At 43.9% G+C, this 26,035-nt stretch carries 24 protein-coding genes; 13 read left to right on the forward strand and 11 right to left on the reverse strand.

The features are described from left to right. Nucleotides 1-327: 327 nt before the first annotated feature. A complete protein-coding gene (locus tag NB463_RS19640; RefSeq protein ID WP_258432091.1) occupies nt 328-2,022 on the forward strand; it encodes a phospho-sugar mutase in 1,695 nt (564 codons plus the stop codon). A 99-nt stretch (nt 2,023-2,121) separates the two neighbouring features. On the opposite strand, the gene NB463_RS19645 is transcribed toward NB463_RS19640, so the two are convergent. Both NB463_RS19645 and NB463_RS19650 read right to left on the reverse strand, forming a co-directional pair. After that, complete coding sequence (locus NB463_RS19645; protein ID WP_134645881.1) at nt 2,122-2,544, reverse strand: GNAT family N-acetyltransferase; 423 nt, start codon at nt 2,542-2,544, stop codon at nt 2,122-2,124. A 79-nt stretch (nt 2,545-2,623) separates the two neighbouring features. Further along, the gene (locus tag NB463_RS19650; RefSeq protein WP_005375522.1) at nt 2,624-3,256 is read right to left on the reverse strand and encodes a LysE family translocator; all 633 of its coding nucleotides are present in this window, start codon (nt 3,254-3,256) and stop codon (nt 2,624-2,626) included. Between the two features lie 230 nt (nt 3,257-3,486). On the opposite strand from NB463_RS19650, the gene NB463_RS19655 reads away from it, so the two are divergent. The 3 genes from NB463_RS19655 (at nt 3,487) to NB463_RS19665 (ending at nt 5,414) form a co-directional block, all read left to right on the forward strand. Next, the gene (locus NB463_RS19655; RefSeq protein ID WP_005391184.1) at nt 3,487-4,314 is read left to right on the forward strand and encodes an AraC family transcriptional regulator; all 828 of its coding nucleotides are present in this window, start codon (nt 3,487-3,489) and stop codon (nt 4,312-4,314) included. 78 nt (nt 4,315-4,392) lie between these two features. Continuing rightward, complete coding sequence (locus NB463_RS19660; protein ID WP_258432094.1) at nt 4,393-5,103, forward strand: AzlC family ABC transporter permease; 711 nt, start codon at nt 4,393-4,395, stop codon at nt 5,101-5,103. Beyond that, nucleotides 5,103-5,414, forward strand: coding sequence for an AzlD domain-containing protein (locus tag NB463_RS19665; RefSeq protein ID WP_258432095.1), 312 nt, complete (start codon nt 5,103-5,105; stop codon nt 5,412-5,414). The genes NB463_RS19660 and NB463_RS19665 overlap by 1 nt, the downstream gene beginning before the upstream one ends. Here the strand turns inward: NB463_RS19665 and NB463_RS19670 are convergent. After that, nucleotides 5,411-6,025, reverse strand: a complete 615-nt coding sequence (locus tag NB463_RS19670; RefSeq protein WP_109169114.1) for a fumarylacetoacetate hydrolase family protein — start codon at nt 6,023-6,025, stop codon at nt 5,411-5,413. The two genes, NB463_RS19665 and NB463_RS19670, sit on opposite strands and share 4 nt — an antisense overlap. Nucleotides 6,026-6,246: 221 nt before the next feature. Then, entirely contained in the window at nt 6,247-7,305 is a 1,059-nt protein-coding gene (locus NB463_RS19675) for a porin (RefSeq protein WP_258432096.1), read from the reverse strand. A 609-nt stretch (nt 7,306-7,914) separates the two neighbouring features. On the opposite strand from NB463_RS19675, the gene NB463_RS19680 reads away from it, so the two are divergent. The 3 genes from NB463_RS19680 to NB463_RS19690 all read left to right on the forward strand — a co-directional run bounded on the left by NB463_RS19680 (nt 7,915) and on the right by NB463_RS19690 (nt 10,867). After that, nucleotides 7,915-8,886 (forward strand): porin, encoded by a 972-nt coding sequence (locus NB463_RS19680; RefSeq protein WP_145472098.1) that lies wholly within the window; start codon nt 7,915-7,917, stop codon nt 8,884-8,886. 464 nt (nt 8,887-9,350) lie between these two features. Then, nucleotides 9,351-10,208 carry a DMT family transporter gene (locus tag NB463_RS19685; RefSeq protein ID WP_258432097.1) on the forward strand — a complete coding sequence of 286 codons (858 nt, stop codon included), beginning with the start codon at nt 9,351-9,353 and terminating at the stop codon, nt 10,206-10,208. A 44-nt stretch (nt 10,209-10,252) separates the two neighbouring features. Further along, complete coding sequence (locus tag NB463_RS19690) at nt 10,253-10,867, forward strand: glutaredoxin domain-containing protein (RefSeq protein WP_145535494.1); 615 nt, start codon at nt 10,253-10,255, stop codon at nt 10,865-10,867. Between the two features lie 126 nt (nt 10,868-10,993). Here the strand turns inward: NB463_RS19690 and NB463_RS19695 are convergent, their stop codons facing one another. The 3 genes from NB463_RS19695 to NB463_RS19705 form a co-directional block, all read right to left on the reverse strand. Continuing rightward, nucleotides 10,994-11,128 (reverse strand): hypothetical protein, encoded by a 135-nt coding sequence (locus tag NB463_RS19695; protein ID WP_005391196.1) that lies wholly within the window; start codon nt 11,126-11,128, stop codon nt 10,994-10,996. A 133-nt stretch (nt 11,129-11,261) separates the two neighbouring features. Then, a complete protein-coding gene (locus NB463_RS19700; RefSeq protein ID WP_005391198.1) occupies nt 11,262-11,609 on the reverse strand; it encodes a hypothetical protein in 348 nt (115 codons plus the stop codon). Between the two features lie 179 nt (nt 11,610-11,788). Beyond that, nucleotides 11,789-12,982 (reverse strand): multidrug effflux MFS transporter, encoded by a 1,194-nt coding sequence (locus NB463_RS19705; RefSeq protein ID WP_258432100.1) that lies wholly within the window; start codon nt 12,980-12,982, stop codon nt 11,789-11,791. Between the two features lie 105 nt (nt 12,983-13,087). Here NB463_RS19705 and NB463_RS19710 point away from each other — a divergent pair, with 105 nt between their 5' ends. Further along, nucleotides 13,088-13,975: a LysR family transcriptional regulator gene (locus NB463_RS19710; RefSeq protein ID WP_137283110.1), complete on the forward strand. Its 888-nt coding sequence runs from the start codon at nt 13,088-13,090 to the stop codon at nt 13,973-13,975. 182 nt (nt 13,976-14,157) lie between these two features. Next, nucleotides 14,158-15,978: a putative bifunctional diguanylate cyclase/phosphodiesterase gene (locus tag NB463_RS19715; RefSeq protein WP_258432102.1), complete on the forward strand. Its 1,821-nt coding sequence runs from the start codon at nt 14,158-14,160 to the stop codon at nt 15,976-15,978. Nucleotides 15,979-16,085: 107 nt separating this feature from the next. Here NB463_RS19715 and NB463_RS19720 read toward each other — a convergent pair whose 3' ends face one another. After that, a complete protein-coding gene (locus tag NB463_RS19720) occupies nt 16,086-17,369 on the reverse strand; it encodes a peptidoglycan DD-metalloendopeptidase family protein (protein WP_145472100.1) in 1,284 nt (427 codons plus the stop codon). Between the two features lie 124 nt (nt 17,370-17,493). Further along, nucleotides 17,494-18,123, reverse strand: coding sequence for a hypothetical protein (locus NB463_RS19725; RefSeq protein ID WP_258432103.1), 630 nt, complete (start codon nt 18,121-18,123; stop codon nt 17,494-17,496). 202 nt (nt 18,124-18,325) lie between these two features. On the opposite strand from NB463_RS19725, the gene NB463_RS19730 reads away from it, so the two are divergent. The 4 genes from NB463_RS19730 to NB463_RS19745 all read left to right on the forward strand — a co-directional run bounded on the left by NB463_RS19730 (nt 18,326) and on the right by NB463_RS19745 (nt 23,690). Beyond that, the gene (locus NB463_RS19730; RefSeq protein ID WP_258432104.1) at nt 18,326-18,727 is read left to right on the forward strand and encodes a GFA family protein; all 402 of its coding nucleotides are present in this window, start codon (nt 18,326-18,328) and stop codon (nt 18,725-18,727) included. 152 nt (nt 18,728-18,879) lie between these two features. Next, on the forward strand, nt 18,880-19,551 hold the full coding sequence (locus tag NB463_RS19735) for a YoaK family protein (RefSeq protein ID WP_005391213.1): 672 nt from the start codon (nt 18,880-18,882) through the stop codon (nt 19,549-19,551). Nucleotides 19,552-20,006: 455 nt separating this feature from the next. After that, nucleotides 20,007-21,371 carry a YjiH family protein gene (locus tag NB463_RS19740; protein WP_041853121.1) on the forward strand — a complete coding sequence of 455 codons (1,365 nt, stop codon included), beginning with the start codon at nt 20,007-20,009 and terminating at the stop codon, nt 21,369-21,371. Between the two features lie 447 nt (nt 21,372-21,818). Continuing rightward, nucleotides 21,819-23,690 (forward strand): methyl-accepting chemotaxis protein, encoded by a 1,872-nt coding sequence (locus NB463_RS19745; protein WP_258432105.1) that lies wholly within the window; start codon nt 21,819-21,821, stop codon nt 23,688-23,690. 153 nt (nt 23,691-23,843) lie between these two features. Here the strand turns inward: NB463_RS19745 and NB463_RS19750 are convergent, their stop codons facing one another. Together NB463_RS19750 and NB463_RS19755 are read right to left on the reverse strand one after the other, a co-directional pair. Continuing rightward, nucleotides 23,844-24,185, reverse strand: coding sequence for a hypothetical protein (locus NB463_RS19750; RefSeq protein WP_081441257.1), 342 nt, complete (start codon nt 24,183-24,185; stop codon nt 23,844-23,846). Between the two features lie 235 nt (nt 24,186-24,420). Beyond that, nucleotides 24,421-25,578 carry an amino acid permease gene (locus NB463_RS19755; protein WP_258432106.1) on the reverse strand — a complete coding sequence of 386 codons (1,158 nt, stop codon included), beginning with the start codon at nt 25,576-25,578 and terminating at the stop codon, nt 24,421-24,423. Between the last annotated feature and the right edge of the window lie 457 nt (nt 25,579-26,035).

Consider the following 26,035-nt stretch of genomic DNA (forward strand, 5'->3'; position numbering starts at 1 on the left):
ATCTCTCCTCTGCTCAGCCGCTACGCTTGCGCGAGCTTCCTTGCGTCCCGATGCAAATATCGAACAACTTTACGAAAAATCACAAAAACTACGATTTCGACACGGTTTGTTATATTTATGTTAAAAGGCTAGTTATAGTTCCAAGGTTCTTCAAGAAATTAAATATGATTAAATTTTGTTCGGATAAGAAAAATTAATTCGGTTTATCGATTGCCCTCTTTGAAATGTAATTGAGAACCATTTACATTAATTTAAAAGAAAACATTGAGATACTTACAAAACGAAGTGTCCAAGAAAGTAGGCGCCCCCTACTAAGGAATGATTGATATGACAGCACTAATTACTCAATGGCTAGAACGAGACCCTGATCCTAAGACTCGCGAAGAGCTACAACACCTCGTCGATACAAATAATGAACAAGAGCTTACTGATCGCTTTGGATCGCGCCTTGCCTTTGGTACAGCAGGGTTACGCGGCAAAGTGGGCGCAGGTCCAAACCGAATGAACCGTTTGGTGATTCAAGAGACAGCCACTGGTTTAGGAAACTATTTGCTAGAGCAAGTCAAAGATGCCGCAAGTCGTGGTGTCGTTATTGGCTACGACGGTCGTCCTGATTCGAAACAATTCGCGCATGATACCGCGTCCGTACTGACAGCCCTTGGCATCAAGGTTTACCTAACGTACGACGTCGCAGCGACCCCAATTGTTGCGTTTGGTGTCCGTACATTGAATGCTGCTGCCGCAGTTGTCGTTACCGCCAGCCACAATCCACCAGAGTACAATGGCTTTAAAGTATATTGGGAGAATGGCGCACAAATCATTCCTCCACACGACTCTGGAATCGCAGCGAAAATTGATGCCGCAACAACAAAGCCATTACCTTTAATGTCTCTCGATGATGCAAAACAGCGCGGTTTGTTAGTTTGGTTGGAAGACGACTACTACCAAACTTACCGTAAAACGATGAACGAAAACGCGCTGCTTACTCGTGACAACAACACCGATATTTCTATCGCTTACACTGCGATGCATGGCGTTGGCGCGAATATGGCGGAAACGCTCCTCGCAGACGCTGGCTTCAAAAAAGTGGCAAGTGTTAAGGAACAGCGCGAACCTGATGGTAGCTTCCCAACCGTCAACTTCCCAAACCCTGAAGAAGCGGGAGCAATGGATATGGTGATGGCGTTAGGTAAGTCCGTAGATGCTGATATCGCTTGTGCTAACGATCCAGATGCCGACCGTTTTGCAGTGGCGGTCAAACGCCCAGATGGCGAATACCAAATGTTAACCGGCGACCAAGTGGGTTCACTGTTTGGCGATTACTTGCTAGAACAGCAACCTAACGCTCTGGTTGGCAACACCATCGTATCATCAAGAATGCTGAGTAGCATTGCCAAAGCGCATGGCGCCCAATACTACCAAACGTTAACAGGCTTCAAATGGCTCACTAACGTTGCCATGGAACAAGAGACAGAAACCAACCCATTCTTGTTTGCTTATGAGGAAGCGCTCGGTTATACCGTAGGTAACAAGGTGTGGGATAAGGATGGTTTATCTGCAATCGTAGCGTTTTCACAGCTAACAGGAAAGCTTAAAGCGCAAGGCAAAACACTGTGGGATAAACTGGAAGAGCTGTACCGCGAGCACGGTTTCTACTTCAACGCGCAACGCAGCATCGCTCTCGACCCGAACTCTCCACCAATCGGCGACAAACTCCGAGCAAATCCACCAACAGAGATTGCTGGTAAAAAAGTCGCAGTAACTGAAGATCTAAAAACATCAGTTCGCATGTTTGATGACGGCTCAGAAGAATCCATTGACTTACCAGCAAGTGACGTATTGATTTATCACCTAGAAGATCAGTCTCGTGTGATTGTTCGCCCTTCGGGTACTGAGCCAAAACTAAAATGTTACTACGAAGTCATCAACCTTTTCCCTGCGGATATGAGCTATGCACAAGCACAGCAAGCGGCAGAGGCGAAGATGAACGAACTTATCGACGCGCATCAGACAAGTTTGTAAGTCAAAGAGAAGCAGAGACACCTGATACGATAAGAGGCGCAAATTCGCGCCTCTTTTTTGATTTTGACTAGAACAAGTCAAGCTAACCAGTGCTTTTCCCTAGCTTACAATTTCCTTTTGTAGAAAGTACTTGTGGATGCCCTCTGCAGGATAGCCTGAGTACTGCCCTACTTTTTCAAAACCCAATTTGAGATAGAATTCGAGAGCTTGGAAGCTGTAGGTATCCAAATAAACATGGGTAACCCCGTGAGGCTTTACTTTTTCTTCTAACATTGACATTAACTGGCTCCCGAGACCAGATGTCCGACTTTCAGCATCTACCCACAAAAACTCAACAAACACCGTGTTTTTAAACATTTCGCCAGTCAAGCCACCCATGATCTTGCCATTCTCATCTTTTGCGAAACAACCTACAGCATGCACTTCCCCTTCAGGTAAATGCAGTCGGTTATAAGATCGAATACCTTCACGAACAAAATCAAGGTCTGTTTGATCTGGATTTAAACAAAATTCAAGCTTCATACATCCTCTCCTTAGGAAACTCCAATATCCTAAAACAAAAAGCCAGCAATTGCTGGCTTTCTGGTGGAATATGATAACTTTACAAGGCGAAACTGCTCAGCATCCACAACGCGAGAATAACGAACACTAAACCCATTAATTTATGTTGATACGTGCGGAATTTTTCGTTCTCGAGCAGCCCCTTACCCAATGTGCCTGCCAGCCCAACAAGTAATAAATTGAATGATAAGCCAAGAACGTTCAACAGTAACCCTAGTGCTAGCATCTGCTCACCAGAAGACGCTGTGATATTGCTTGAGACAAACTGCGGCAAAAACATCACAAAAAATACCAACGCTTTAGGGTTAAGCAAATTACTCATCAAGGCTCGTTGATAATAAGTCGATGCCATTTTGTTTTGACCATCAAGCTCTGGAGCCGAAGATGCCTCAGCTCGTAAGCAGTCCCAACCCATTTTTAGCAAGTAAGCGCCACCTAATAGATGAAGGACTTTAAGGGCGATTGGGCTCATTGCGATCAAGGTTGATACTCCCATTGCAGCAAGCAAAGTAAGAATAACACCAGACGTCGCATTGCCTAAGCTAGCAAACAGACCGACCTTCTTACCGTAACTCATACTAGAGCTCGCGATAAGCAACATATCGGGCCCTGGTAACAGCAACAAAGCCACTACTGCGGTGAGATAAACAGGAAGTACAGATAAATCAATCATGATGGAACCGCTTTTTCTACAACAAAGCGGCGAATGTTATACCAACAAAATAACAACAGCCAGCCCAAAATCACCAAGATGATTCAGAAAATAAAAATCATAGTTCGCTAGATTGCAAAATAGCAATCAATTCGCCTGTTTATCAAAATCGAATAGCAATTTTGTACAAAAATAAGCACGATGGATCCGTTACACTTCTAAGATGACTTTCTTGAGCAGACCGGATAAAGATGAAAGAAAAGAATAAGGAAATCGCTACCTTCAAGATAGCTCAAGAGCTCGGCGGTTTAGAACTTCTCGATGCAAAGTATGAGAAGCAGAATTTCTCACGCCATAGTCACGAGGGTTACACTATTGGCGTCATCGAGAAGGGAGCACAGCAGTTCTTTCGAACAGGCGGAAATCATATCGCGCCACAGGACAGCATCATCCTTGTTAATGCCGATGAAGTACACAACGGGCATTCGGCCTCAGAAGGCGGTTGGGAATACAAAGCAATGTACCCCGTACCACAGCAGTTTCAGACCTTGGGGCAAGAGCTTGGTTCACAAAATGTAGCGCTGCCCTATTTCCCTCAACCTGTGGTTTATGATCCTGAACTAGCAAATCAGTTGCGATTGGTGTTTGAAACGCTAGAAAAATCAGACAACCGACTACTACGAGAAACTTTGATTTACGGCACGTTGATCAAACTAGCCAGCAAACACAGCACCCACCGGGCACCGCTCAAAGAATCAACCAGAGCTCAGCGACAAATACAGCTGGTCAAAGAGTTTTTGGAAGACTTCCCGCAAACGGACGTCTCGCTAGAAGAGCTCGCAAAACTGGCTGGGTTAAGCCCTTTTCATTTGCTAAGAGAGTTTCAAAAACAGTTTGGCTTCCCTCCCCATGCTTATCAAATTCAACAACGTTTACGAATGGCAAAGAAGTTGCTCAAACTCGGACAAAAAATTTCAGATGTAGCGCAAGAGTGTGGCTTCCATGATCAAAGCCACCTGCATCGACACTTTAAAAAAGCCATGGGCGTCACGCCCGGTCAATACATTCGTCACAGCTAAAGAGCAATATTGTACAAGGCGTTATGCCGCTACCACGTTACCTTGATAGCCTGATTTTGGAACAACTAAGAATAAACTATGGACCACACTTTGCCGCTAAAAGAAGAATCAAAAGCTGCGTTATTTTGGCAAGGCACACTTGCTATGATGCCACTGAGTATCGCGGTGTTACCTTGGGGTTTGCTCGCAGGCTCATTCGCGATTGATACTGGGCTTCACCCTTTGGAAGGACAAGCACTATCCGCCATTCTGTTCGCAGGTTCCGCGCAGCTCGTCGCGATGGGGATGATTAAATCGGGGGCAGGTTTAGTAACCATGTTACTAACAACGTTTTTTATCACCTCTCGACACTTCCTCTACAGTGTATCGATGCGCAGTAAAATTGCACCACTTCCTCTTAAATGGCGGTTATCACTCGGATTCTTACTCACTGATGAGCTGTTTGCGATTGTAGGTCATCATTCCGATAAAAAATTTAATCGCTGGTATGCGCTTGGGGCTGGTCTGAGTTTTTACCTGTTTTGGAATATCGCGACATTGACGGGCATTATTGCGGGAAGCTTGATCCCTGAACTGAACGAAATGGGATTGGAATTTGCTGTGGCCGCGACTTTTATCGCAATTGTAGTTCCGACTATTAAAAATATGGCGGTGCTCGCGAGTGTTGTCGTGGCATTAGTGAACTCGGTCGCCCTAACCTATTACCAAGTGGAAGGAAGTTTGATGATTTCGAGCATTTTAGCCATGCTTACAGGCTACTTTGTGGAACAAGTACAGGAGAAACACTAATGATCATGTTGTCTATTTTACCGATGACGGGACTTGTTTTCACCAGCCGCTACTTGTTTTTAGAACCCAAGCTACCACTGCGATTAGGGACACGTACACAAAAAGTGCTCAACTACGCCAGCCCTGCGGTACTCACTGCGATCTGGGCGCCTATAGTTTTCATTCCCGATGGAGCGCTCAGCGTGAATGCGCACAACCCATTTTTATTGGCTGCCTTGCTGGCTGCGTTAATCGCGTACTTTACTAAAAATGTTCTTTTAACGACGGTGATCAGCATGGTGGTATTTCTCGTTCTGCGAATTTGGCTTTAATCCGCCACCCACTCAATCTCCAACAAGGTGACATCACCACACTTTAATCGTCCAAGGAAGATGTCACCTTGATGCACCTCACCAACTCCTTTTGGTGTGCCGGTCATTACCACATCGCCATCTTGAAGTGTTGTGTAACTCGTTAATTCATCCAAAATGGTTAGCGGCGGATAGAGCATCTGGTTAACGTGACCTTTTTGTACACGAACGCAGTTAATCAAGAGCTCTAGGTTAAGATCATTAATATCAATGTTATCCAAAGAGACAAATCGACTAAACACTGCGGAGCCATCAAATGCCTTAGCACGCTCCCAGGGCAACCCTTGTTGTTTAAGTGAAGACTGCAAACCGCGCTTGGTCAGATCCAATCCCAAACCGACCGCTGAATAGCGTCCATCTTTGATCAGAAAACAGATTTCAGCCTCGTAATGAAGAGGCTCTTGATGAAATGAACGCAGAGTCGTCGATACGGAAGTCGCGGGTTTATTAAATACCACCATTTGCTCAGGTATCGCATTATCAAGCTCATGAATATGTTCAACGTAATTTCGCCCAACACAAAGCACTTTACCCACTTCTACTTTCTTTTCTTCAACTTGAATAACGCTCATCGCTCTTCCCTGCAAAACAAAAACCTCACCATAATCTAACCTATTGACTTAACGACACTAAATCCCATCCTCTAGTGTGAAAAATAAGACATTCACCCCGTTTTGAGTTTTGTATCATCTAATTGAAACATCACGGTATTTACAAAACAAATAGACAAAAAAGCCAGCACGAGGCTGGCTTTAAATCAATAAGGGTGAATGATTGTTTTCGCTAAATCCTATTATAGGTAGTAACGAGCACCTATCGCCCATTTGTCATCAGTTTCACGATCATGGTCATCATTTAGGTCAAACTGGTAACCCGCGTAACCAACAAATTTAGGCGTGAAGTTGTACTCTGCCTGCAGTGCCATTTCCTCACGAGCGGTTTCTGTTTTAGAGTTTTTGAACTCTTTACCTTCAACCATCTCGTAGTTAACGCTCAAGTTTAAGCTGTTCGCTAGAGCGTATGCGATGATCGCTTCGTACGCATCACTTTCCGCCAAACGGTCGCCATTTACACTGAAGTTCATATTTTCATTTGAACCATATACCGCGGCAAGGAACAGACCTTGGCCGTAAGCGCCGTAAGATGCAGACACAACATGTGATTCCGCGGTGTGTTTACCTGTGTAAGCAGGGTGTTGGAAGTCACCACCGTTGTATGAGTAGCCAATTTTCGCGCCCATGATTGCGTAAGAAAGCGCAACTTGCATGCGGTCATCGTATTTAAGACCACCAGTGATAGTACCTGCGTCGTTACGCGTGTATTCATCATTTGCGCCTTTCCATCCAAGACCAACGTTAATCGCACCTGCTTCGCCTAAATCAAAGCCATTGCGATAAGACAGCATTTTATCCGCACGACCTGTGCCTAGGTTTCCGTGATCGTCGTAAATGAAGTCATTCGCAAACGCAATTGGCATATCCGCGATGCCTGCTACATCATAGTAAGGTGACCATTGCGTACCACCTACTGCACGACCGTAAACCTCATGTGTTAAACCTAAGTAACCTAGACGAGTTTTAAACGACTCTTCACCGCCATCTAAGTAGTTTAGAGCCCATTCACCACGTGCGTCTGCGGTGAAGCCATTGCCTAAATCTTGTGTCGCAGAGATATTGATACGAGGAGAGTTAGTACCAACATCCGTGTCACCTTGCTCTGAACCATTTAAGTTAACAGAAACGTGGCCGCCCATCGAAAATGTTGTGCCATCGTTATTATAAAGCTCCACTGCCACTGCTTGAGTGCCGAAAGTTGCTGCTGCGATTGCCGCTGCTAATAATTTTTTATTCATTTCTAAATCCATTACTTATTAGTTGGTTAGTCAGTTTTAGACCCAGCTCTGATTCACTTTCGTAAAACGAAATGATGAACACAGAAAGGAATACAAAGGCCCTCTGGGGCATCTTTTCCGCCAGAATGGATTTACCTTTGTGTAACAACTGCCGACACTTTATTTGATTAGTTCCTGATAACCGAGTGAAAAATTCTCAGCAAAAAACTAAAAAGCAAACGTTTACTTATCCGAAAAAAATCCAGGCGTAAAAACCTTACAAAAAGAAATGCTTTAACGAGATAGAGCTCACAAATACTTGATGATCCACAACTTTTGAAAATAACTTTCCCGTCAAAATGAAATATTTACTTACATTTTGGAACAAAAATAGGTTCAGGAACTTTTTGAAAAAAGCACGGTCTCCAATAGAAGACAGAAAAACCTCAAAAAAGATAAAACCTTTCTTTTTATAAGAGATATAAGAAGGGACACTTATTCTCGCCAGCAATAAAAGTGCAATCAAATCATAACTTAACAGAAATCTATCTTTCATTTTCAGCGTTTACCTTAGCGTCATCAACACATCGGGCAAGAAAGCCCATCGATTACAACTAGGGTAATAAGAAAATGAAAAAGGCAGCACTAACTACTGCAATTCTTACAGCATTGGTATCAGCACCATCATTCGCAGCAACAGTATACAAAAACGACGGTACTGAATTAAAAGTTGGCGGCCGCGTTGAGTTCCGTGGTGACTTCATCGGTTCAGGTGGTGCTGAAGTTGAAGGCTCAATGGAAGATAAAAGCCGCGCTCGTCTTAATCTAAAAGGTAAAACGGACATCGGCAATGGCCTTTCTGCATTCGGTGTTTACGAAGCCGAGCAAAAAACGGGCAAGAGTGAATTCAAAAACCGCTACATGTATGCAGGTGTCGACTCTGATATCGGTGCTTTCTCTGTAGGTCGTCAAGACATGGCTGCAGTCATCATCTCTGACATGACGGATATCACTGAGTTCTCTGGTGTTCAGCAAGTTATCGATTCGTCGTCTGATAAGCAAGACAGCGTTTTCGCATACCGTGGTACGTTTGATGCACTACAACTGCAAGCAACCTACCAAGCAAACTCTAGTGATAACGAAGATAAATACGGCATCTCTGGAATGTACTCACTGCCAATGGGCCTAGACCTCGGTCTTGCATATTCTGGTGGCGACGTAGATAAAGACAACTCTGAAGATCAAATTCTAGGTGGTATCGCCTACTCGATGGATAACCTATACCTAGCAGGTACTTACTCTCAAGGTTCATTGACTGACGCTGAAGACTTTACGGCTTACGAGTTAGTAGCAAGCTACAAAGTAGCGAGCAAAGTGACACTTGCTGCTCTATACACAGCTCAAGAAAATGATCCAGACAACGGTTCAAAATACGACACCGTTGAAGGTATCGAGCTTGTTGGTTACTACAAACTAAACAGCAACTTCCGTACTTACCTGTCTTACTACATCAACCAACTTGACGAAGCAAAAGATGCAACAACAGGTCTAGTAACAGAAGGCGAAGATACACTGCGCCTAGGCGTACGTTACGATTTCTAATTCACTCTTGTCCTAAGAGCGAGTCCACTTGGCCAGCACCTTTGCTGGCCATTTTTTGTGTAACCCAAGATAACTCAATAAGTATTCACACGATCCAAGCATCGCTCAGCAATGAAAAAGGAGCGTAGCGACTCATACTTCTGCCCTCTTTTAATGCGATTTGTCACTAAGTTAGTGCATTTCTCCTAATAGCCAACCGAACTAAAACAAAAATCCCATTAAAATCAAATAAATAAAAATTGGCACGCGTTCTGCAATACTAATTATGCAAATGCATGGCAGCGTTTGTGCTTCTCGTTCTTTGTACCTGTTATAACAGGCACGTCCTTTGAATTGGTAATGTCGCCTCCCTCTGGGAGGCATTTTTTTATTGGCGCGAAAAACAATAGGACGTATGATCCCGCCACCTCTATCAAACTGGAATTTTTCAATTGAATCATCATCCTGTTCAAGGTGCGTCCTGGATGCTAACAGCTGGCTTGGCATTCGCCATAGTGAACAGCTTCGCCCAAATTGCTAGCATCAACTTTGGTGTCTCTTCCACCACATTCGCGTTATTCCAATACGCTATTGCCTTATTTGTCATTCTGCCCTATCTGCGTACACTTGGAATTAGACGCTCACTAAGAACCCAACACTTGGGTTGGCATGCCTTCCGTATTTTTCTCTCTGTTATCGGGATTCAGCTTTGGCTTTGGGCACTCGCTTATCCAGTTCCGATTTGGCAAGGCATTGCGCTGCTGATGACCTCTCCATTATTTGCAACGGTTGGATCTGGCTTGTTACTCAAAGAGAAAGTAGGTACTGCACGCTGGTTAGCAACATTAACAGGGTTTGTTGGTGCTATGATCATTCTTGAGCCGTGGGCAGATTCATTTACATGGGCGACCCTGCTTCCTGTTGGCGCCGCATTTTTCTGGGCAGCGTATTCTCTGATGGTAAAGAAAATGTCGGTCAACGATCCGCCCTCAACCATGGTTGTCTATTTATTACTGCTGATAACGCCGTTTAATATCTTATTGGCAATACCGACATTTACGATGCCAAATACCTGGACGATATGGGGCGTACTTTTAGCCGCAGGCGCGCTTACTGCACTCGCTCAATGGGCTATCGTTAAAGCATATGCAGTAGCAGACGCCTCGTTTGTGCAACCATTTGATCACGCAAAACTGCCTTTGAATGTCGTTGCTGGCTGGTTGGTGTTTGGCTGGGTACCACCTGGTCGTTTATGGCTAGGCGCCGCGATTATTATTGCCTCCATTGCGTTTATTACGCACTGGGAAGCGAAAAAGACAAAGCTAGTTGAAAGAAAAGTCTAATTTCAAGGTTCTATATTTTCAGGAAAGGAAATGAGGAACACCATATGAGTCAACCAATCAAAATTACACTGTACCGCTGGGCTGGTAGTTGGGGTCCATTCAAAGTCAATATTCCTTGCGGTGAATGTACGTTAACTAAAGATATTTTGACGGATACTTTTAAAAACGAACTCGCTGATGTTCCCGTTGAACTGGAAGTAAAAGATTGGTTATCACATTGGTGGGAACCATTAAAAGCAGGGGCCTGGCATGCTCCGATTCTTCTTGTCGAAGGAAAAGTGGTCAGCCAAGGGGAAGCGCTAAATCGGGGCGTGCTTGTGCAATCAGTTATCGCTGAATGGGTCAAACGCGATGAGCTAAAAGGCAACATTGTTTATGGTAAAGCCACCTGCCCTTACTGTGTCAAAGCGAAACAACTACTTGACGATGCTGGTGTTCAATACGAGTATCATGACGTGGTTAAAGACAGCGCCGCTTTGTATCGCATGATCCCCGAAGTAAAGGCCATCATTGGAGAAAAAACGCCGGTAACAGTGCCGCAGATCTGGTTGGATGGAAAGTATGTTGGAGGCGCTGACGATTTAGAAAAGTGGTTAGCAGCAAAGGGGCTAGATAAAGTGCCTAACAATGTCGTGGCAATACCAAGCCAATCCGCTTAGCGTTTGATTCAAATGCCACCCGTCTTTGAGTAGTGGTTTACCAATGTTGTGCAATATGTAGGCTGCTACTAAAAACAAGACAGATAAAAGCAAAAAGCCCTGATTCTTCAATCAGGGCCTTTTAAATTATTTCGCCAGTTTTTTCATAACACGAGCAAAAACAGAAGCTTTTTTCTTCTTCGCTTTACCGTAAAGCGCTTTGTGCATCGCGTCTTTTGCAATCATCTGGCCAATATAAGCACCACCAAGTTCGTTACCCATGACCTTCTCCTGAATGTATTGACTTAACTATGTTGTAATTTTACACCACAATTGGATAAAAACAAGACTGATGTCACATTTATTTTGTAGTTAACTTTCAGATTGGTTCTGATTACTTTTTCGAAACGGGTGCCTATCGCTTAGGTTGCTGGTATGTTTTACCCGCTGCGACGTACGTATCTTTTTGTTTGATTTCAAAGAATGTTTCAAAGAACCACGCAGCAAATTTGATCAAGTGATCGCCTTCATTCATGACGTGCTCCACGTATTCTTGCTCTTCTCCGGACTCGTCTTCTTGAGTGGTAATATGGTAAATACGTTTCTCGCCATCAACTTCTGCAAGACCAAACTGACCCGTTAGGGATTGTGCCGCTTGTGCAACTTCTTCTTCCTCACACGCCTTCAAGACTTCGAGTGCCTTTGGCATGCTTTCTTGCTGAGTAATTTCTTTTACCAGTGTTTCAAATTCGTTTTGTTGCATTCTTTCACCTAACGATTAGAGATCGGATAGTCAATTTGGGCAGAAATGTATCCCCAAGCTTGAGAGGAGCATCAGGCATTGCCCTCTTCCTCTCAAACTGAGTCATTCAATATACACAATGATCCTGACTTAATTTAGCAGCGCATTTTAGAAAGCTGCCTCTTTCGTTGCAAGTATATTCAGGTGGAAGTTTCTGCTTGAATCGTCCCTTTGGGTACTTTACGAAATTGACTCAATGCAAGCACACAGCAAGAAAGTAACGCAATAAACAAATAAAACACCCCAAGCTGGTTTTGATTCGTGACCCAAGAATCTATCAAGTATCCGCCAAACAACCCGGCTAAACACATTTGAATTGAGCCAGACAATGCAGAAACCGCTCCAGCCTGTTGCTTATGTGGCGACAGCAACAAACTAATTGATACCGGAAACGACATACCTTGGGCAAAACTTAAACACGTAAATGCCACTAGTAATGAAAATACACTGAAGGGTGTAACCAACAACATGAAACCCGCAATAGCAACAATCGCGAAACTCATCAGCAAGATTTGCTGAGCTTTGTAACGAGCGTTGATCAAATTAAGCACCAAGCTACCCGTCAGCAAACCAACTGACGGTATGATCATCAAAGAACCGTAATCTGCCGCCGTTAATCCTAACTCTTGTTGCATTAAAAATGGATACAAGGAGAGCGTAACCAGAGCCGATAAATAACTAAGCCAGTTGTAGCTCGCACTACCAATCACTTGTGTATTCGTTAACAGACGCAAATAATTTGCACTCACCTGGCCTACTTTAAATTTTCGCTTCGGGTAAGGCAGCGTTTCTGGCAACACCAATAAACCAAGTGTAAAAATTGCCATTAAGTAAATCAGCACAAACACGAAGACAGCATGCCAACTCAGGTGAAAAGCAATCCAACCACCAAACAGCGGAGCAATAATTGGCATCACAGATGCCGTGACTGAAATATAAGATAGCGCTTTGGTTAATTGCATACCGTCATAACTGTCACGCAATACGGAGCGACCAAGCACCGAGGCACTGCCCGCTCCCAAACCTTGAAGTAACCGCCCCGCTTCAAGAGCGATAATGTTGTCCGAAAACGCGATACACATAACCGTACCAACTAGGTACACACTTTGGCCCAGAATAAATACTGGTCGACGACCAATCGCATCAGACAATGGGCCATAAAACAGCTGAGAGATACCGAAGCCAACGAGAAATAGTGTGACGAGATTCTGAATCGAATGTTGCGGCAAATTCAAGTCATGACCAATCAATGGCAAAGAAGGAAGATAAATACTAACGCCAACTTGGCCTGTGGCAATGATCATCATCGCTAATAACAATGGTGTTTTACGCAAACGTTCCTCCTACTTTGTGACAGATTGATGGCAAACAGTGTATATTTGATACTCAAAGATGATAATCAGCTAAGTTGGAAAGGAATTAATTCCCAAGGAGACACAATGGACTGGATTCAAAGCGTGAAGAGTTATATTCGTGTGGTCGAAGAAGGTAGCTTTAATGCCGCAGCGCGAAAACTCAATACCACCAGCTCAGCTATCAGTAAGCGAGTTCAATGGCTAGAAGATAAAATTGGCGTTCAGCTACTTAAACGCACGACCCGCTCTATTAGCCAAACCGAAGCTGGTGCGCTGTTTTATCAACGAGCAAAAAATCAGTTGGATTCATGGCAATCAGTATTAGATGAAACTCGCTCAGTCAATCAATCACCAGCGGGGTTATTGAAAATTGGCGCGACACTGGCGGTTGGTTCTAAGTTTTTGGTGCATTACCTAGATGATTTTCTTGAGAAATATCCAGACATCACGCTTCAATTAACGACAACGCTGCCAGGCCAATTGCCAGAGCTAAGCTTAGACCTGTTTATTAGCCGGGAATTAGAGCAACTGAACTCTCTGAGTTTCAAAGCCACTGCGCTTTTCGAACATAAAGCCCAGTTTTACGCTGCGCCTAGTTACCTAAAAAAATACGGCACCCCACAATGCGTTGAGGATCTGACAGAGCATAATGTCCTGATTTGGGGTGAAAAGCCCTCACGAGAAATCAAAACCAATCGAGGTAAACGTATCAGCTTGTCCGGTAACTTTGCCACGACCAACCCAGAAGCGCTGTTTCATGGTGCCAAAAGAGGCATGGGTATTCTGATGACGAATAACGTCATGATCAAAGATGATCTCAAATCCGGCGCGTTAGTGCCTATCTTGCCCGATATCACAGCGGATAAAGCCATTGTATATGCCTACTATCCAAAGCTGGATTATCAGCATACCCGAACTAAGCTGTTCCTCGATTATCTCAAATCGCGATTAGAAGAGGAGAAGCGTGCTTAGCTTGAATTTCTAGCGCTATATATCGATGAGGTTCAAGCATAAAAACATGAAAATAATGATTTGTTCGTTCACAAAATTTGAAAAATTCGCCTTAGTAACCGATAGTTTATTTGATGCATATCAAATAATAATTCTTCGTGTCTCACACGATATGGTAATCACAACGCTAGGTGAAATGCTCAATGGGTCAGGTACAAATCAGTTTCCACAAACTTGATGAAATATTGAAGCTAAATGGCACGGCTCAGCTAAACCGAGTCACGTTAGATATTCATCAACAATTGCAGAGCCATTGCACTTGCGTTGTAGAAGTTGCGCATCTTCAGCATTCGGCTCATACCATCTCCTTCGCTAGCAATGGAAAAATTACAGACAATCTAAGCTACCACCTTTCAGGCACACCCTGTGAAAAAGTGGCAAAAGACATTGGCGAACATATTTTCTATCAGGACCAGGTTTACAAACGCTTTCCAGAAGATCAGATGTTTCAAGAGGATGGCATTCAAGCTTACATTGGCCTGCCATTGAAGACACAAAATGGCGAGGTTCTGGGAATTTTATTGTCTACCTTTACCCGAAGCATCCACGCTAAGGAAGCGCAAGATATCCTCGACTTCCACCGCTTTTATGCCAATGTCATTATTCACAGCTTACGTGAAAAGTGGGTTAGTGAACGTTCAGATAAGCTTCTTAATCAGCTTAGCTATGAAGTATCGCATGATAATCTAACTGGACTGCTCAACCGTAGCTGTTTAGCTGATACCTTGGAGACATTAACGCAACAGGCCACTCGTCCATTCAGTTTGGCTTATCTAGACATCGATAACTTCAAATCGATCAATGATATCAACGGAAACTATATCGGCGACCAAATTATTAAGTTTACGGCAAACGCCATTCAACAGAGCTTGTCATCGCCAAACAACGCTTTTCGTGTCGCTGGAGATGAATTCGCTTTCATTACTTACGACGAAGATCCTGTCGCCGTGTGTCAGGAAGTACTCGACAAAATTGAAAGCGGCTACAGCGACAAATCTAACCGAATTTCTTTCACTGTTAGTATTGGTATCGCGCGCGCACCAGTACATATGTTGAACAGCGATGAGCTAATTTTGAATGCCAGTCTCGCTCTCAAAGACTGTAAAAAACATCGCGATACACGAATTCAGCATTACGACACACACCTTAGCGCCCTTTATCACCGTAGAACGCAGCTTATTGAAGCTATGCGCATTCAACTTAGCGCTGACATGCATGATAGCGAAGAGTTGTATGTCGTTGTTCAGCCAATCGTAGATATCACAAGCGATCGCTGGAATTACTTTGAAATCCTAGCCCGCTGGAACAGCAATGTTTACGGAAACATCTCCCCTGCGGAATTCATTGAAGCTGCCGAACAATCAGGCCTGATTATCGAGTTGGGTGAACGTATTATTGAACTCGCATGTATCGCAAAACAAGAGCTAGAAGCCAACTTAGGATACAAAGTCAAACTCTCTATCAATTGCTCTGCGTATGAGCTGGTCGACTCTAACCGCTATATTAACCACCTAACTAACATGGTTGAAAAGTATCAGCATGAAGCAAAAGACTTTGTTATAGAGCTCACCGAGACCGTTTTACTCTCGCAAAGTGGCCGTGAACAAATGGTACTTAACTCATTGCGGTACTTAGGTTTTAAGGTCGCGTTGGATGATTTTGGTACGGGCTACTCAAGCCTGAACTATATACACAATTATCCGATTGATAGCATTAAAATCGATGCAACCTTCGTTCAAAACATGCTCTCAAATACAACCTCTGAACAAGTGGTGTTTTTGATAGCGCAATTAGCAGAACTGCTTGATGTGGATTTGATTGCCGAAGGCGTAGAAGACGATAGAGCATTACAAAAATTAATTGAAATGGGCTGCCACTACATTCAAGGCTATTTCTACTCTCGCCCACACAGTGTTGATGAAATCGTACACCTGATAAATGAACGTGAAGTGCGGAGCGCCTAAGAGCTCTAAACAAGCGATGGTCATGGAATGTAAATCTAGTTAATGCACAAAGTAAAAGAGACCAAGCTATGCTTAGTCTCTTTTTATTTTTTGAGCGAAGTACTTTGTTACAGCACTGCTTTCTCTTTATCGCGTAATAGCTTATCCATTTCATCTCTGTTCGCGACAAAGGTTGCCATCTCTTTCTTAGGAACAGAGCTCGCCATTGGGATGTTTGCTCGCATAGCGTTAACTGGACGGCCGTATTCAATCAATTCATAGTGAAGGTGTGGCCCTGTCACTCGACCTGTTTTGCCGGAAAGACCGATACGCTGGCCTCGAGAAACCTTTTGCCCTTTCTTCACCAGAATCTTACTTAGGTGTAAGTAACGGGTTTTGTATTTGCTGCCGTGCTCAACAACCACGTAGTTACCCGCATAAGGGTGTTTACGAGTCATGATTACTGTACCATCACCAGTAGAAACGACTGGAGTACCGGTTGGTACGGCAAAGTCAGTACCGTTGTGCGGCGCGACACGCCCCGTTACTGGATGTAAACGATTAGGATTGAAGCCAGAACTGATACGCCAACGGCTACTTACAGGATAACGCTGGAATGCGCGCTGCAAGCTCTCGCCTTTAGCATTGTAGAATTGACCATCGGTATGAAGGTAAGCTGTGATTTCACGTCCGCGATTGTAAATCTTAATCGCCTCAATTTCGTTCTTGCCCGTTGGTATACCATTGATGCTTTGCGAACGACGAACGACTTCAAATCGATCACCTGCACGAAGATCACGCCCAAAGTTGAGCTGCTCTTTGAGTAAGCTCACAACTTGACTCACTTCTGCCGACGTTAGACCTAATCGACTTGCAGAAGAAGAGAAACTGCCTTGAATAACACCAACCAATGGTTCTTGGCGCCACACGCCAGGAATCGAGATATCGGTAAAGTCATAGCTACCATCACTATTTAGTTGGTAGACCACTTTATCTGCAATAGAAAATTGCAGTTCCATTTTCTCTAACTCGCCTGTCGCATCATCACGCCAAAAGCGGAGCGTGTTGCCCGGCTTTAGTGTATCAAGTGCAAGGTAGTTCAAATCCGTTTCCATTACTTTCATTAACGAGCTGTAACCGAAACCGAGCTGGCTAAAAATAGTGCTTAGGTTGTCACCTGCTTGGATTTGATATTCGAAGTTCGGGGGAGTGACAACTTCGGCAGTTGTCGCATCAAGAATTTTTTCAACGACCTGAGATTCAGGCAGGTTCAATGCGATGGTTTTGGTTAAAGATGACTCTTTGAGAGAGTGAGAAACACCAATCGCAACTAAAACTGGCAAGGAGTATAACAGCAGCGCTCTACGACTTGTCAGATTCGGCAACCGTCTTGTAATTTCATTTGTAGACACGGGAATTACTATCTCCTTTCAAACAAGGCTCATAGCTTATGCATTCCCGTATAAGAAATCACTATGAAATTTCGAGATCTAGCGCAGAAAACACTGAATTTTTACAGAACTCAAAAAAAATTCATCACTGTTGCATATGTAAGTTATTCCCTACACGCTTTAATGTGGATGAATTTAATTGATTTGGCGTATCTGCCATTGCTTGATCGTCACCATGCGCTAAATATGAAAGCGCGATAATGGCATCACTTTCCCATGTAATTTGGGTAAATTTAACGCGGTCACCGACAAAAATACTGTCTAAAAGGACAACTCGGCTCGGCACGGGGTCAAACTTAAACAAGCCAACATAGTTAAACGAACCGCTACCTTGTGTCGTTACAATCATCGGTGCAGTAATCCATGAAACACCCTCAATTTCACGCTGACTAATAAACGCAGTTGGAACAAGTACCTGACCTTTTGTCGCACCTGCATCATAATCGCCTATCAAATAGCCGTTTTCTTTATCCCACTCATCAAGAAAAGTGACCGCTCCCTGCTCTGGTACTTGAATCGTCCATGGGTTGCGTGAAGTAATTCCCAGCGTCTCTTGCACAATAACATTGGTTTCTACTTCCGTTTGAGGAAACTTAGCCATGATCTCTTCATCAGACAAACTAAAGCGATAAACACCCGCGATCACAACCACGACCAATAATACGATCGGAATAAGAAGAATAAGTGGTATCGGCAGGATTCTTTTGTGAGCCATGAAGACTTCCTTGTTTAAAGGTATAAATGAAAAAGCGAGTATAGCATTGTATACCCAAATGATTTCATCCCTTCAGTGTTTCAAAATTAAACTAAACTGACTGTATCCAAATGATTTTCAAGCCCAGAGTTCATAACTTGCCACTGACACTGCTCTCAGTGTTCCAAATTCATTGGTGTATTGGGAAGAATAGGTAATCACGATGACAACAACCATTCATACATGCGAATGCGCTTACGGTTTAGTTGAGCTCCGTTGTAAGGGAGAACCCATCCGTACATCTGTCTGCCATTGTTTTGAATGCCAAAAGCGGACAGGCAGTGTGTTTGGGGTACAGGCTCGCTTTGATAAAGAGCACGTAACCTTAAACGGTGAAGTCACCTGCTATACCCGAATGGGGGATGATGGCAGCGAGGTTCAGTATGAGTTTTGCCCTTCTTGCGGCACGACAATGCGCTTATTGGTCTCTACATTTCCTGAAATCATGATCATTCCCGTCGGTCTTTTTACTGATAAAGAGTTCCACCAACCAACGGTTTCCATCTATGAGCAGAGGAAACATGGATGGGTGAGTTTCGAATGTACAATGGAACACATCAGGTAGGGGAAATCCCCCTCTATGTCGTTATCACGGTCAACGCAAAAGCTCTATAAATGAGATTTTTTTGAGAATGATCAACCGAGTTTTACTGTAAGGGGTTTCGTAACGCGGTGTGAGCGTTATAATCGGCTCCTAACATTTGGTGGGGTTTTATTGTGATTTCCAGACTTCCTCGTTGGGTGGAATATGGCGCGTTTCTACTTGCCCTTCTCGCGGGCTGCGTCAATGCCGTTGGTCTTCTCGGCTTTCAACATCAAGCGATAACACATCTTTCGGGAACCGTAACTCAGCTAGGGAACAGCTTGCTAACAGGTGTGGATAGCTCCATTCACCTGCTCTTCATCGTATTTAGCTTTTTGATCGGTGCTGCCTTTAGCGGCTTTTTTATTGAGAGCAGTGCGTTAAAACTAGGGCGAAGATATGGTGTTGCACTGTGCATAGAAGGGAGCTTGCTCCTACTCAGTTTGGGCTTTTTGGTGCAAGGGGATTTGTACGGCCAATATCTAGCGTCAGCAGCGTGTGGATTACAAAACGCAATGATCACTACATTCAGCGGCGCAGTAGTCAGAACCACACATATGACTGGGATCATCACCGATCTGGGGATTATGATTGGAGAAAGCTTAAGAGGTCGTCAATTTGATCGACGTAAAGCAAAGCTATTCCTATTCATTTTCTTCGGATTCTTGCTTGGCGGTGTCGCAGGAGCCGCACTATTCGTGGTGTATGGATTATATACGCTCGTTTTCCCTGCAATATTGGCTTTCGCTACGGCTCTGATCTACTGGAGTTACCTTTACGTGCTTAGTCGCCAACAAAAAGCATAAAATTTCGAACCGATTGAGGCCGAATGCTTCAATCGGTTGTAGCTCAACTCTCTCACCGCTGCACTTCATAATAAACGTTTTATCGTGTTGTAACGCAGCTAAAAAACCTTATAACAGCTAGGGCTAACAGGGCTTCCGGCAAAAAGTTAGTTAGATCAAAGTCACATTTGTTTACCGTTTTATTATTCCAGTCACAATGCGCCCCATAATTCTCTGCGCTGCCCGCGCTCCGTGCTACAATTTTCTAACACAAGCAACATATTCGTATACACTTATACGTTATTTGACCAATTACCCGATAAATCGGCTGAATAACTAGATGTATTTAATGAATAGTATTGCAATGGATGCAGTTTGCGGGTACCCTCCGCAAAACTGTGATTAAATACGGATGTTTAGTGAATATTTATGTCATGGAAATGGCAAGTATTGACTAGTAGTAACACGAGACAACTATGCATAATACCACTAATGCTACTGAAGCTCCTAAGGGCAACTTTTGGATGTTTTTCATCCCTTCCCTTATCGGTCTTCTACTCTTTATGGCTCCGATCTCATACGATGGCGGCCTAACTATCCCTGTTGCGGTTATGGCAAAAGTCATCCCAGCAGTATTAGGCGATACCTTGATCGCTATCGTCACCAGTATCATCGCTTTCATGGCAGTCGCTTCTGTTCTTTGCAAAATTTTCAAGCCTGCAGCGATTTTACGTAATGGATTTTTAAACGGTCTTTTCAATCCATCGCCACTTTGGCTTGTTGTTCGCTTAATCGGCGGTGCAGCCGTATTAATGACATTCTTCCAAGTGGGTCCAAAAGCGATTTGGGAAGAAAACACAGGTGGCCTTGTTCTTACCGGTCTTCTACCAACTTTGTTTGCGGTGTTCATTTTTGCGGGCCTACTCCTTCCGCTTCTTCTGAACTTTGGTCTTCTTGAGCTGTTTGGCGCATTACTGAGTAAAATAATGCGCCCGGTATTCAACCTGCCTGGACGTAGCGCAATTGACTGTATGGCGTCTTGGTTAGGCGACGGCAGTGTTGGTATCTTGCTAACCAGCAAACAGTACGAAAATAAGTTCTATACTCAGCGTGAAGCCGCTGTTGTCGGGACAACGTTCTCAGCAGTATCGATCACGTTTAGCTTAGTGGTTATCGCTCAGGTACAGTTAGAGCATCTGTTCCTACCTTTCTACGGCGCAATCTGTTTAGCAGGTATTGTCGCTGCGGTTATCATTCCTCGCTTACCGCCGCTAAGCCTGAAGAAAGATCGCTACATTGATGGCAGCAACCCAGATAAAGATGCTGACGCCGTACCAGAAGGCCACACCACATTCTCATGGGGTATGGATCTAGCACTTAAGCGTGCGGGTCAGGTAACATCTGTTCAGTCGGTATTTAAAGAAGGCGTACATAACGCAATCGACATGGTGTTTGGTGTACTGCCTGTGGTTATGGGTCTGGGTACCGTGGCATTAGTGATTGCAGAGTACACTCCTGTATTTGAAATTCTAGGTCAGCCATTCATTCCATACCTAGAGCTACTGCAAATTCCAGAAGCTGTCGCCGCATCACAGACTATTGTTGTTGGCTTTGCGGATATGTTTATCCCGGCAATTTTAGCGGCATCAATTGATAATGAAATGACACGTTTTGTTATTGCAGCAATGTCAGTAACTCAGCTTATCTACATGTCAGAAGTTGGCGCCCTACTACTAGGCAGCAAAATTCCAGTAAACATTGTAGAACTGTTCGTTATTTTCATTCTGCGTACGCTAATCACATTACCTGTGATTGCTGGTGTTGCTCATCTGATTTTCTAAAATCAAAGCATCAATCAACAAAGGCTCCGCATTGTCGGGGCCTTTTTTATGTCTAAAACTCTATCTACAGCTCTATTCAGATCACTTAATTAGCAAACGCTCATAACTTACAACGAACAGCTCCAATCACGCCCCCTTTTACGACAGTTAAGTCGCTCTCATCTCACCAATAACGCCAACCTGAAACACTATGCTTTACGCAATTATTTTCATTATGACGCTTTCATTAACAGAGCGCACAAATCTGATCAAACTCACGGTTTTTGTCGTAACTTACCGTTTTGTTTAAATTTGGTTAAAAAGGACAACAAATAGACTCATGTTTTTGACAACGATGTCGATAAAAAAGATAACCAAACACAATAGGTTTCTCTTGATGCCGAATTCGCCCGTTTAAAAAGAGGTGAAAGCATAGTGAAGCCAACCGGGAGAATCAGAGGAAAGCTCATGAAATTTAGACATAAGGTTGTCACTGCCTCGTCATTTTTGCTGCTAATTACCGTGTCACTACTGTCGACGCAACAAGTTATGACGATCCGCTCCCAAACGCAGGAGCACATTGACTCGAGTGTGAACGAGATATTGACCAGTGTTGGCAATACCGTGCAATCAGAAATGAATGCTAAAAAGGATCTCGCTCGTTCTATTACTGAAGTTATCGAACTTAATCCAAGTTCACACAACTACGTTCAGAACATTCTTGAGCGACCAACACCAAAAGCCAGCTTTCTTGCGATTGGCTTTGGTTATGAAAGCAATGGCTTCGTGATTGAAAATGACGACGGCTGGGAAGCAGGACCAGACTACGATCCGCGTCAACGTCCTTGGTTCATCGCAGCTAAAAACAAAGGCGATTTGGTCGTAACAGACCCATACGTCGATGCGTCTTCAAAAAACGTCATCATCTCTGTTGGCACACCAGTAAAAGAAAACGGCCAGTTCTTAGCTGGTATGTTTTATGACCTTGAGCTAACTACCCTTTCTGACCTCGTCAACCAAGTGAATCTGTTTGACGCTGGTTACTTATTTTTGGTCACCGCTGATGGAACAACCATTGCTCACCCTCAAAGCAAATACAACGGTGAAAAAGTTGGTAGCTACCTACCACAAGTTGATCTTACACAATCAACGCAACACATTGAGATCGATGGCGATCGTTATATGATTAACTTGACTCACATCCCGGGCGAGAACTGGTACGTGGGTTCAGTTATTGATGAAGCTATCGCCTACTCTGCCGTAGGAGAGCTTCGCAACAGCGCTATTATTTATTCAATCATTGCCGTGATTGCTTCTATTATTGCACTGACTCTGCTCATTCGCACACTCATGCGTCCGCTGGACACTTTAAACAACGCGATTAAAGGTGTTGCGTCAGGGAAAGGCGATCTTACACAGCGCCTTGAAACGGATACTGACCAAGAATTCTCAGAGCTTGCTACAAACTTCAATACGTTCATGGAAAACTTGCAACAGCAAATTATTGAGTCGAAGAGTATTTCTGATCAAATTTTGAATGGCACTCAAATCACCGCTGAGGGTGCAAAAGATTCGGCTGGTGCTATTCAAACTCAGCTACAAGAGCTAGAACAATTAGCCACCGCGATGCACGAAATGTCTGTTACCGCGACTGAAGTTGCCAATAATGCGCAAGGCGCAGCAAGTGCAGCCAAAGAAGCTGATCAAGCAACGGTTGAGGGCTCTTCTGTGGTCGGTGAATCGACACAAACGATCAACATGCTTTCCGATAGCATTGACCTTGCTGTCGAAGAAGTGCAAGTGCTTGAATCTGCGACAGCTAACATCGAAACGATTCTAAAAGTCATCAACGATATTGCGGACCAAACGAACTTACTCGCGTTGAATGCCGCGATTGAGGCTGCACGTGCGGGAGAATCTGGCCGAGGCTTCGCCGTCGTTGCTGATGAAGTTCGTACACTGGCGCAACGAACTCAAGAATCAACAACAGAAATTCGTACTATGATTGAGCAGCTGCAATCTGGCGCATCATCTGTGGCAAATGCTATGCATCAAAGCAAGGGTAGCGCTGTAGAAGCCGTAGAAAAAGCAGACTTGGCAAACAACGCGCTACAACGTATTCGTGATGCGATTCAGCGTATTTCTGATATGAACTTACAAATCGCCTCAGCGGCGGAAGAACAAAGCTTAGTTGCGGAGGAGATCAACAACAATACGGTGAATATTAAAGACCTATCGACTCAAGTCGCCGAATCTGCAAATCGAACTAACGATGCTATGCAGGCACAACAAGAAGATGTGCATAAACAAGATCAAATATTAAACCGATTTACAGTCTAGTCTTCGCCTAAACAAAAACAGCGAGCCAATGCTCGCTGTTTTTGTTTTTAGACCTCTATCGCAGTGGTATCTAGACTTGGAGCGCCTAGTTTTTAGTGTTGTCGCCACTCGGCTCAAAACTGTTATCACGCTTGCTATGCTGCCTTTCCCACTCTAATTGAATTCAACATGGATATAGCGGTCATTGGAGCGACGATAATAACGATCATCCACTTTTAAATAGGTGAAATCTCCAATCTTTATGTAGGTACTATTACGAGGAATTCGGTCGTGGTAGTAGTAACTGCGTCTTGGTCGTCGAGACTCCACATAAATAACGTCACGATGTTTATACTTATGTTTATGCTTGTGCTTGCGTTTATGATGATGGTGATGCTCATGATGGTGATCATATCGATGACCATGCCTATGTTTCGGGTCAGCCATCACTTCTGTACTGAACACACCTAAAGACAATATAACGCCAACCATGGCAAAAGATAATTGCTTTGACACAACAGAGCCTCTTATTCATATCAACATCGATATAATAGAAGGGTGAATCACTGTACATGTCAGCCTTTCGCCAAGGAGTTTTACTACAAGGTCAAAGCTTATCGTGATTATCAGAGAAAGGTAAAGTATCACTGATATTGATAACTTTTTAAGTCCTCTGTGTTTGGGTTATAAACACAAAAAAGCCGCCCCTTATACAACGGGCGGCTCAGTTTTTAAATAAGCTAGCGTGATTTTATACTGCTTGGGCAAACAGCAAGAAACAGCCGAATAGGAAGATCATGCTCATTCCCATTACGCCGCCACCAGCTTCATAAATACTGTCATCTTCTACTGGCACTCGACGCACTTTCATTGTCATTGATAATGGGACAAAGACCGCGAGAAACACAAGAATAATCCCCGCGTAGCTAAGAATAGCCAAGAAGTGTTCTGGCGCAAATACAGCACCTAGTAGTGGTAGCACAAAAGTAGTAACAAAAATCACTGGCTTACTTGCTTTCAGTAGGTCTGCATTTTGATCGTATAGCGCCATTGCCACACCTAAGAACGACGTTAGCAGTGCTAACCCAGTGAACATGGATAGGACAAACTCCAAACCCTCGTATTGCTGACCTAATACCGAGATCAACTCCGTTACGTTGGAGTATTGAACAAGCTCATGAGGTGGTAGGTTACCGACAACTGCTAACAACCATAATAAGTAACAAACAAGCGGAATAGTTGAACCCACGATAATCATATTACGCAGTTGAGTTTTGCTCGCTTCTTTGTTGTAAGTTACAAGCGATGGGATCACGACCATAAAACCGAAACTGGTGAAAAGCACCGAGCTTGTCTTAATTAGCGCCATCTTATCGTCACTCACGACTTCATCAAGTCCCTCAAACGAGACGCTTGGTGCAAGCGCAAAAAGTGTCAGAATCAGCGCCACGATCATGCCTAGGAACAAACCGCGATTAAGCTTATCTACAACCCCTGTGCCTGCCGAAACAATGATACCGACTAAAAGAGTAAAACCGACTTGGCTTGCGATCGTAGATGGTGGCAGCCCAATTGAGGCTGTTACTTTTTGTACGAGATCACCCGCACCAATGATATAAGCCATCAATAGACAAACTAACAGGGCGTAAAGCAAGCTGTTGGTTACCAACTGGCCACCTTTACCTAGCGTTTCGCGAGCAATTGCATTCATGCTCACGCCGCCGCCTACTTTGCAACTGGCCTCAAGAAGGAGCAGCGCAGCGTAAGTCGTCCCAGCCCAGATGAATAACATAAGAAGAGTGCCCCAAAGGAGGCCAAATTGAGCAAGCACCATTGGTATAGCAAGCATACCAGCGCCAAGAGCAGTACCTGCAACAATCAGGGAGCTGCCGACAAGTTTTAGGTTCACGGTTAATACCTCTAAATTCAATCCGTTTATTTCTCGCCAGTTGTGCTACATCCAAAGCACACCCAACAAAACGCTCTACTCAGCCAAAATTTGGTTACAAGAACTCTATGTTACAAGAGCCCTGTATGGCTAAGAAAGCATGCAGCAAAAGGTGGTTAATTCAATTGCACATGAACACTTGAGAGTCGTTTTGGGCGATGTCATCGTTGATGAAATGCGCACAACTTTGGGTTCGAAGCAAAATTGTTCATCTTAATTCATCAACGCCATTCGTTATGAATGGATTTGGTTCGAAAAGATTGTAAGGCATAAGCAGGACGATTGAAAAGCAAAAGGTCAATCTTATAGCGATATATTTTAACAACTCTCCTCATTCACCTAAGATGTGTCGTTATTTTCATCACTAATCAGTCTTTTATCGCCTAATGAGAGTAAGAACGTGCTCAACCGCTCAATT

Origin of the sequence: Vibrio sp. RM-41-2B, from assembly GCF_024744415.1 — a bacterium.
GTDB classification, from domain to species: Bacteria; Pseudomonadota; Gammaproteobacteria; order Enterobacterales; family Vibrionaceae; genus Vibrio; species Vibrio diabolicus.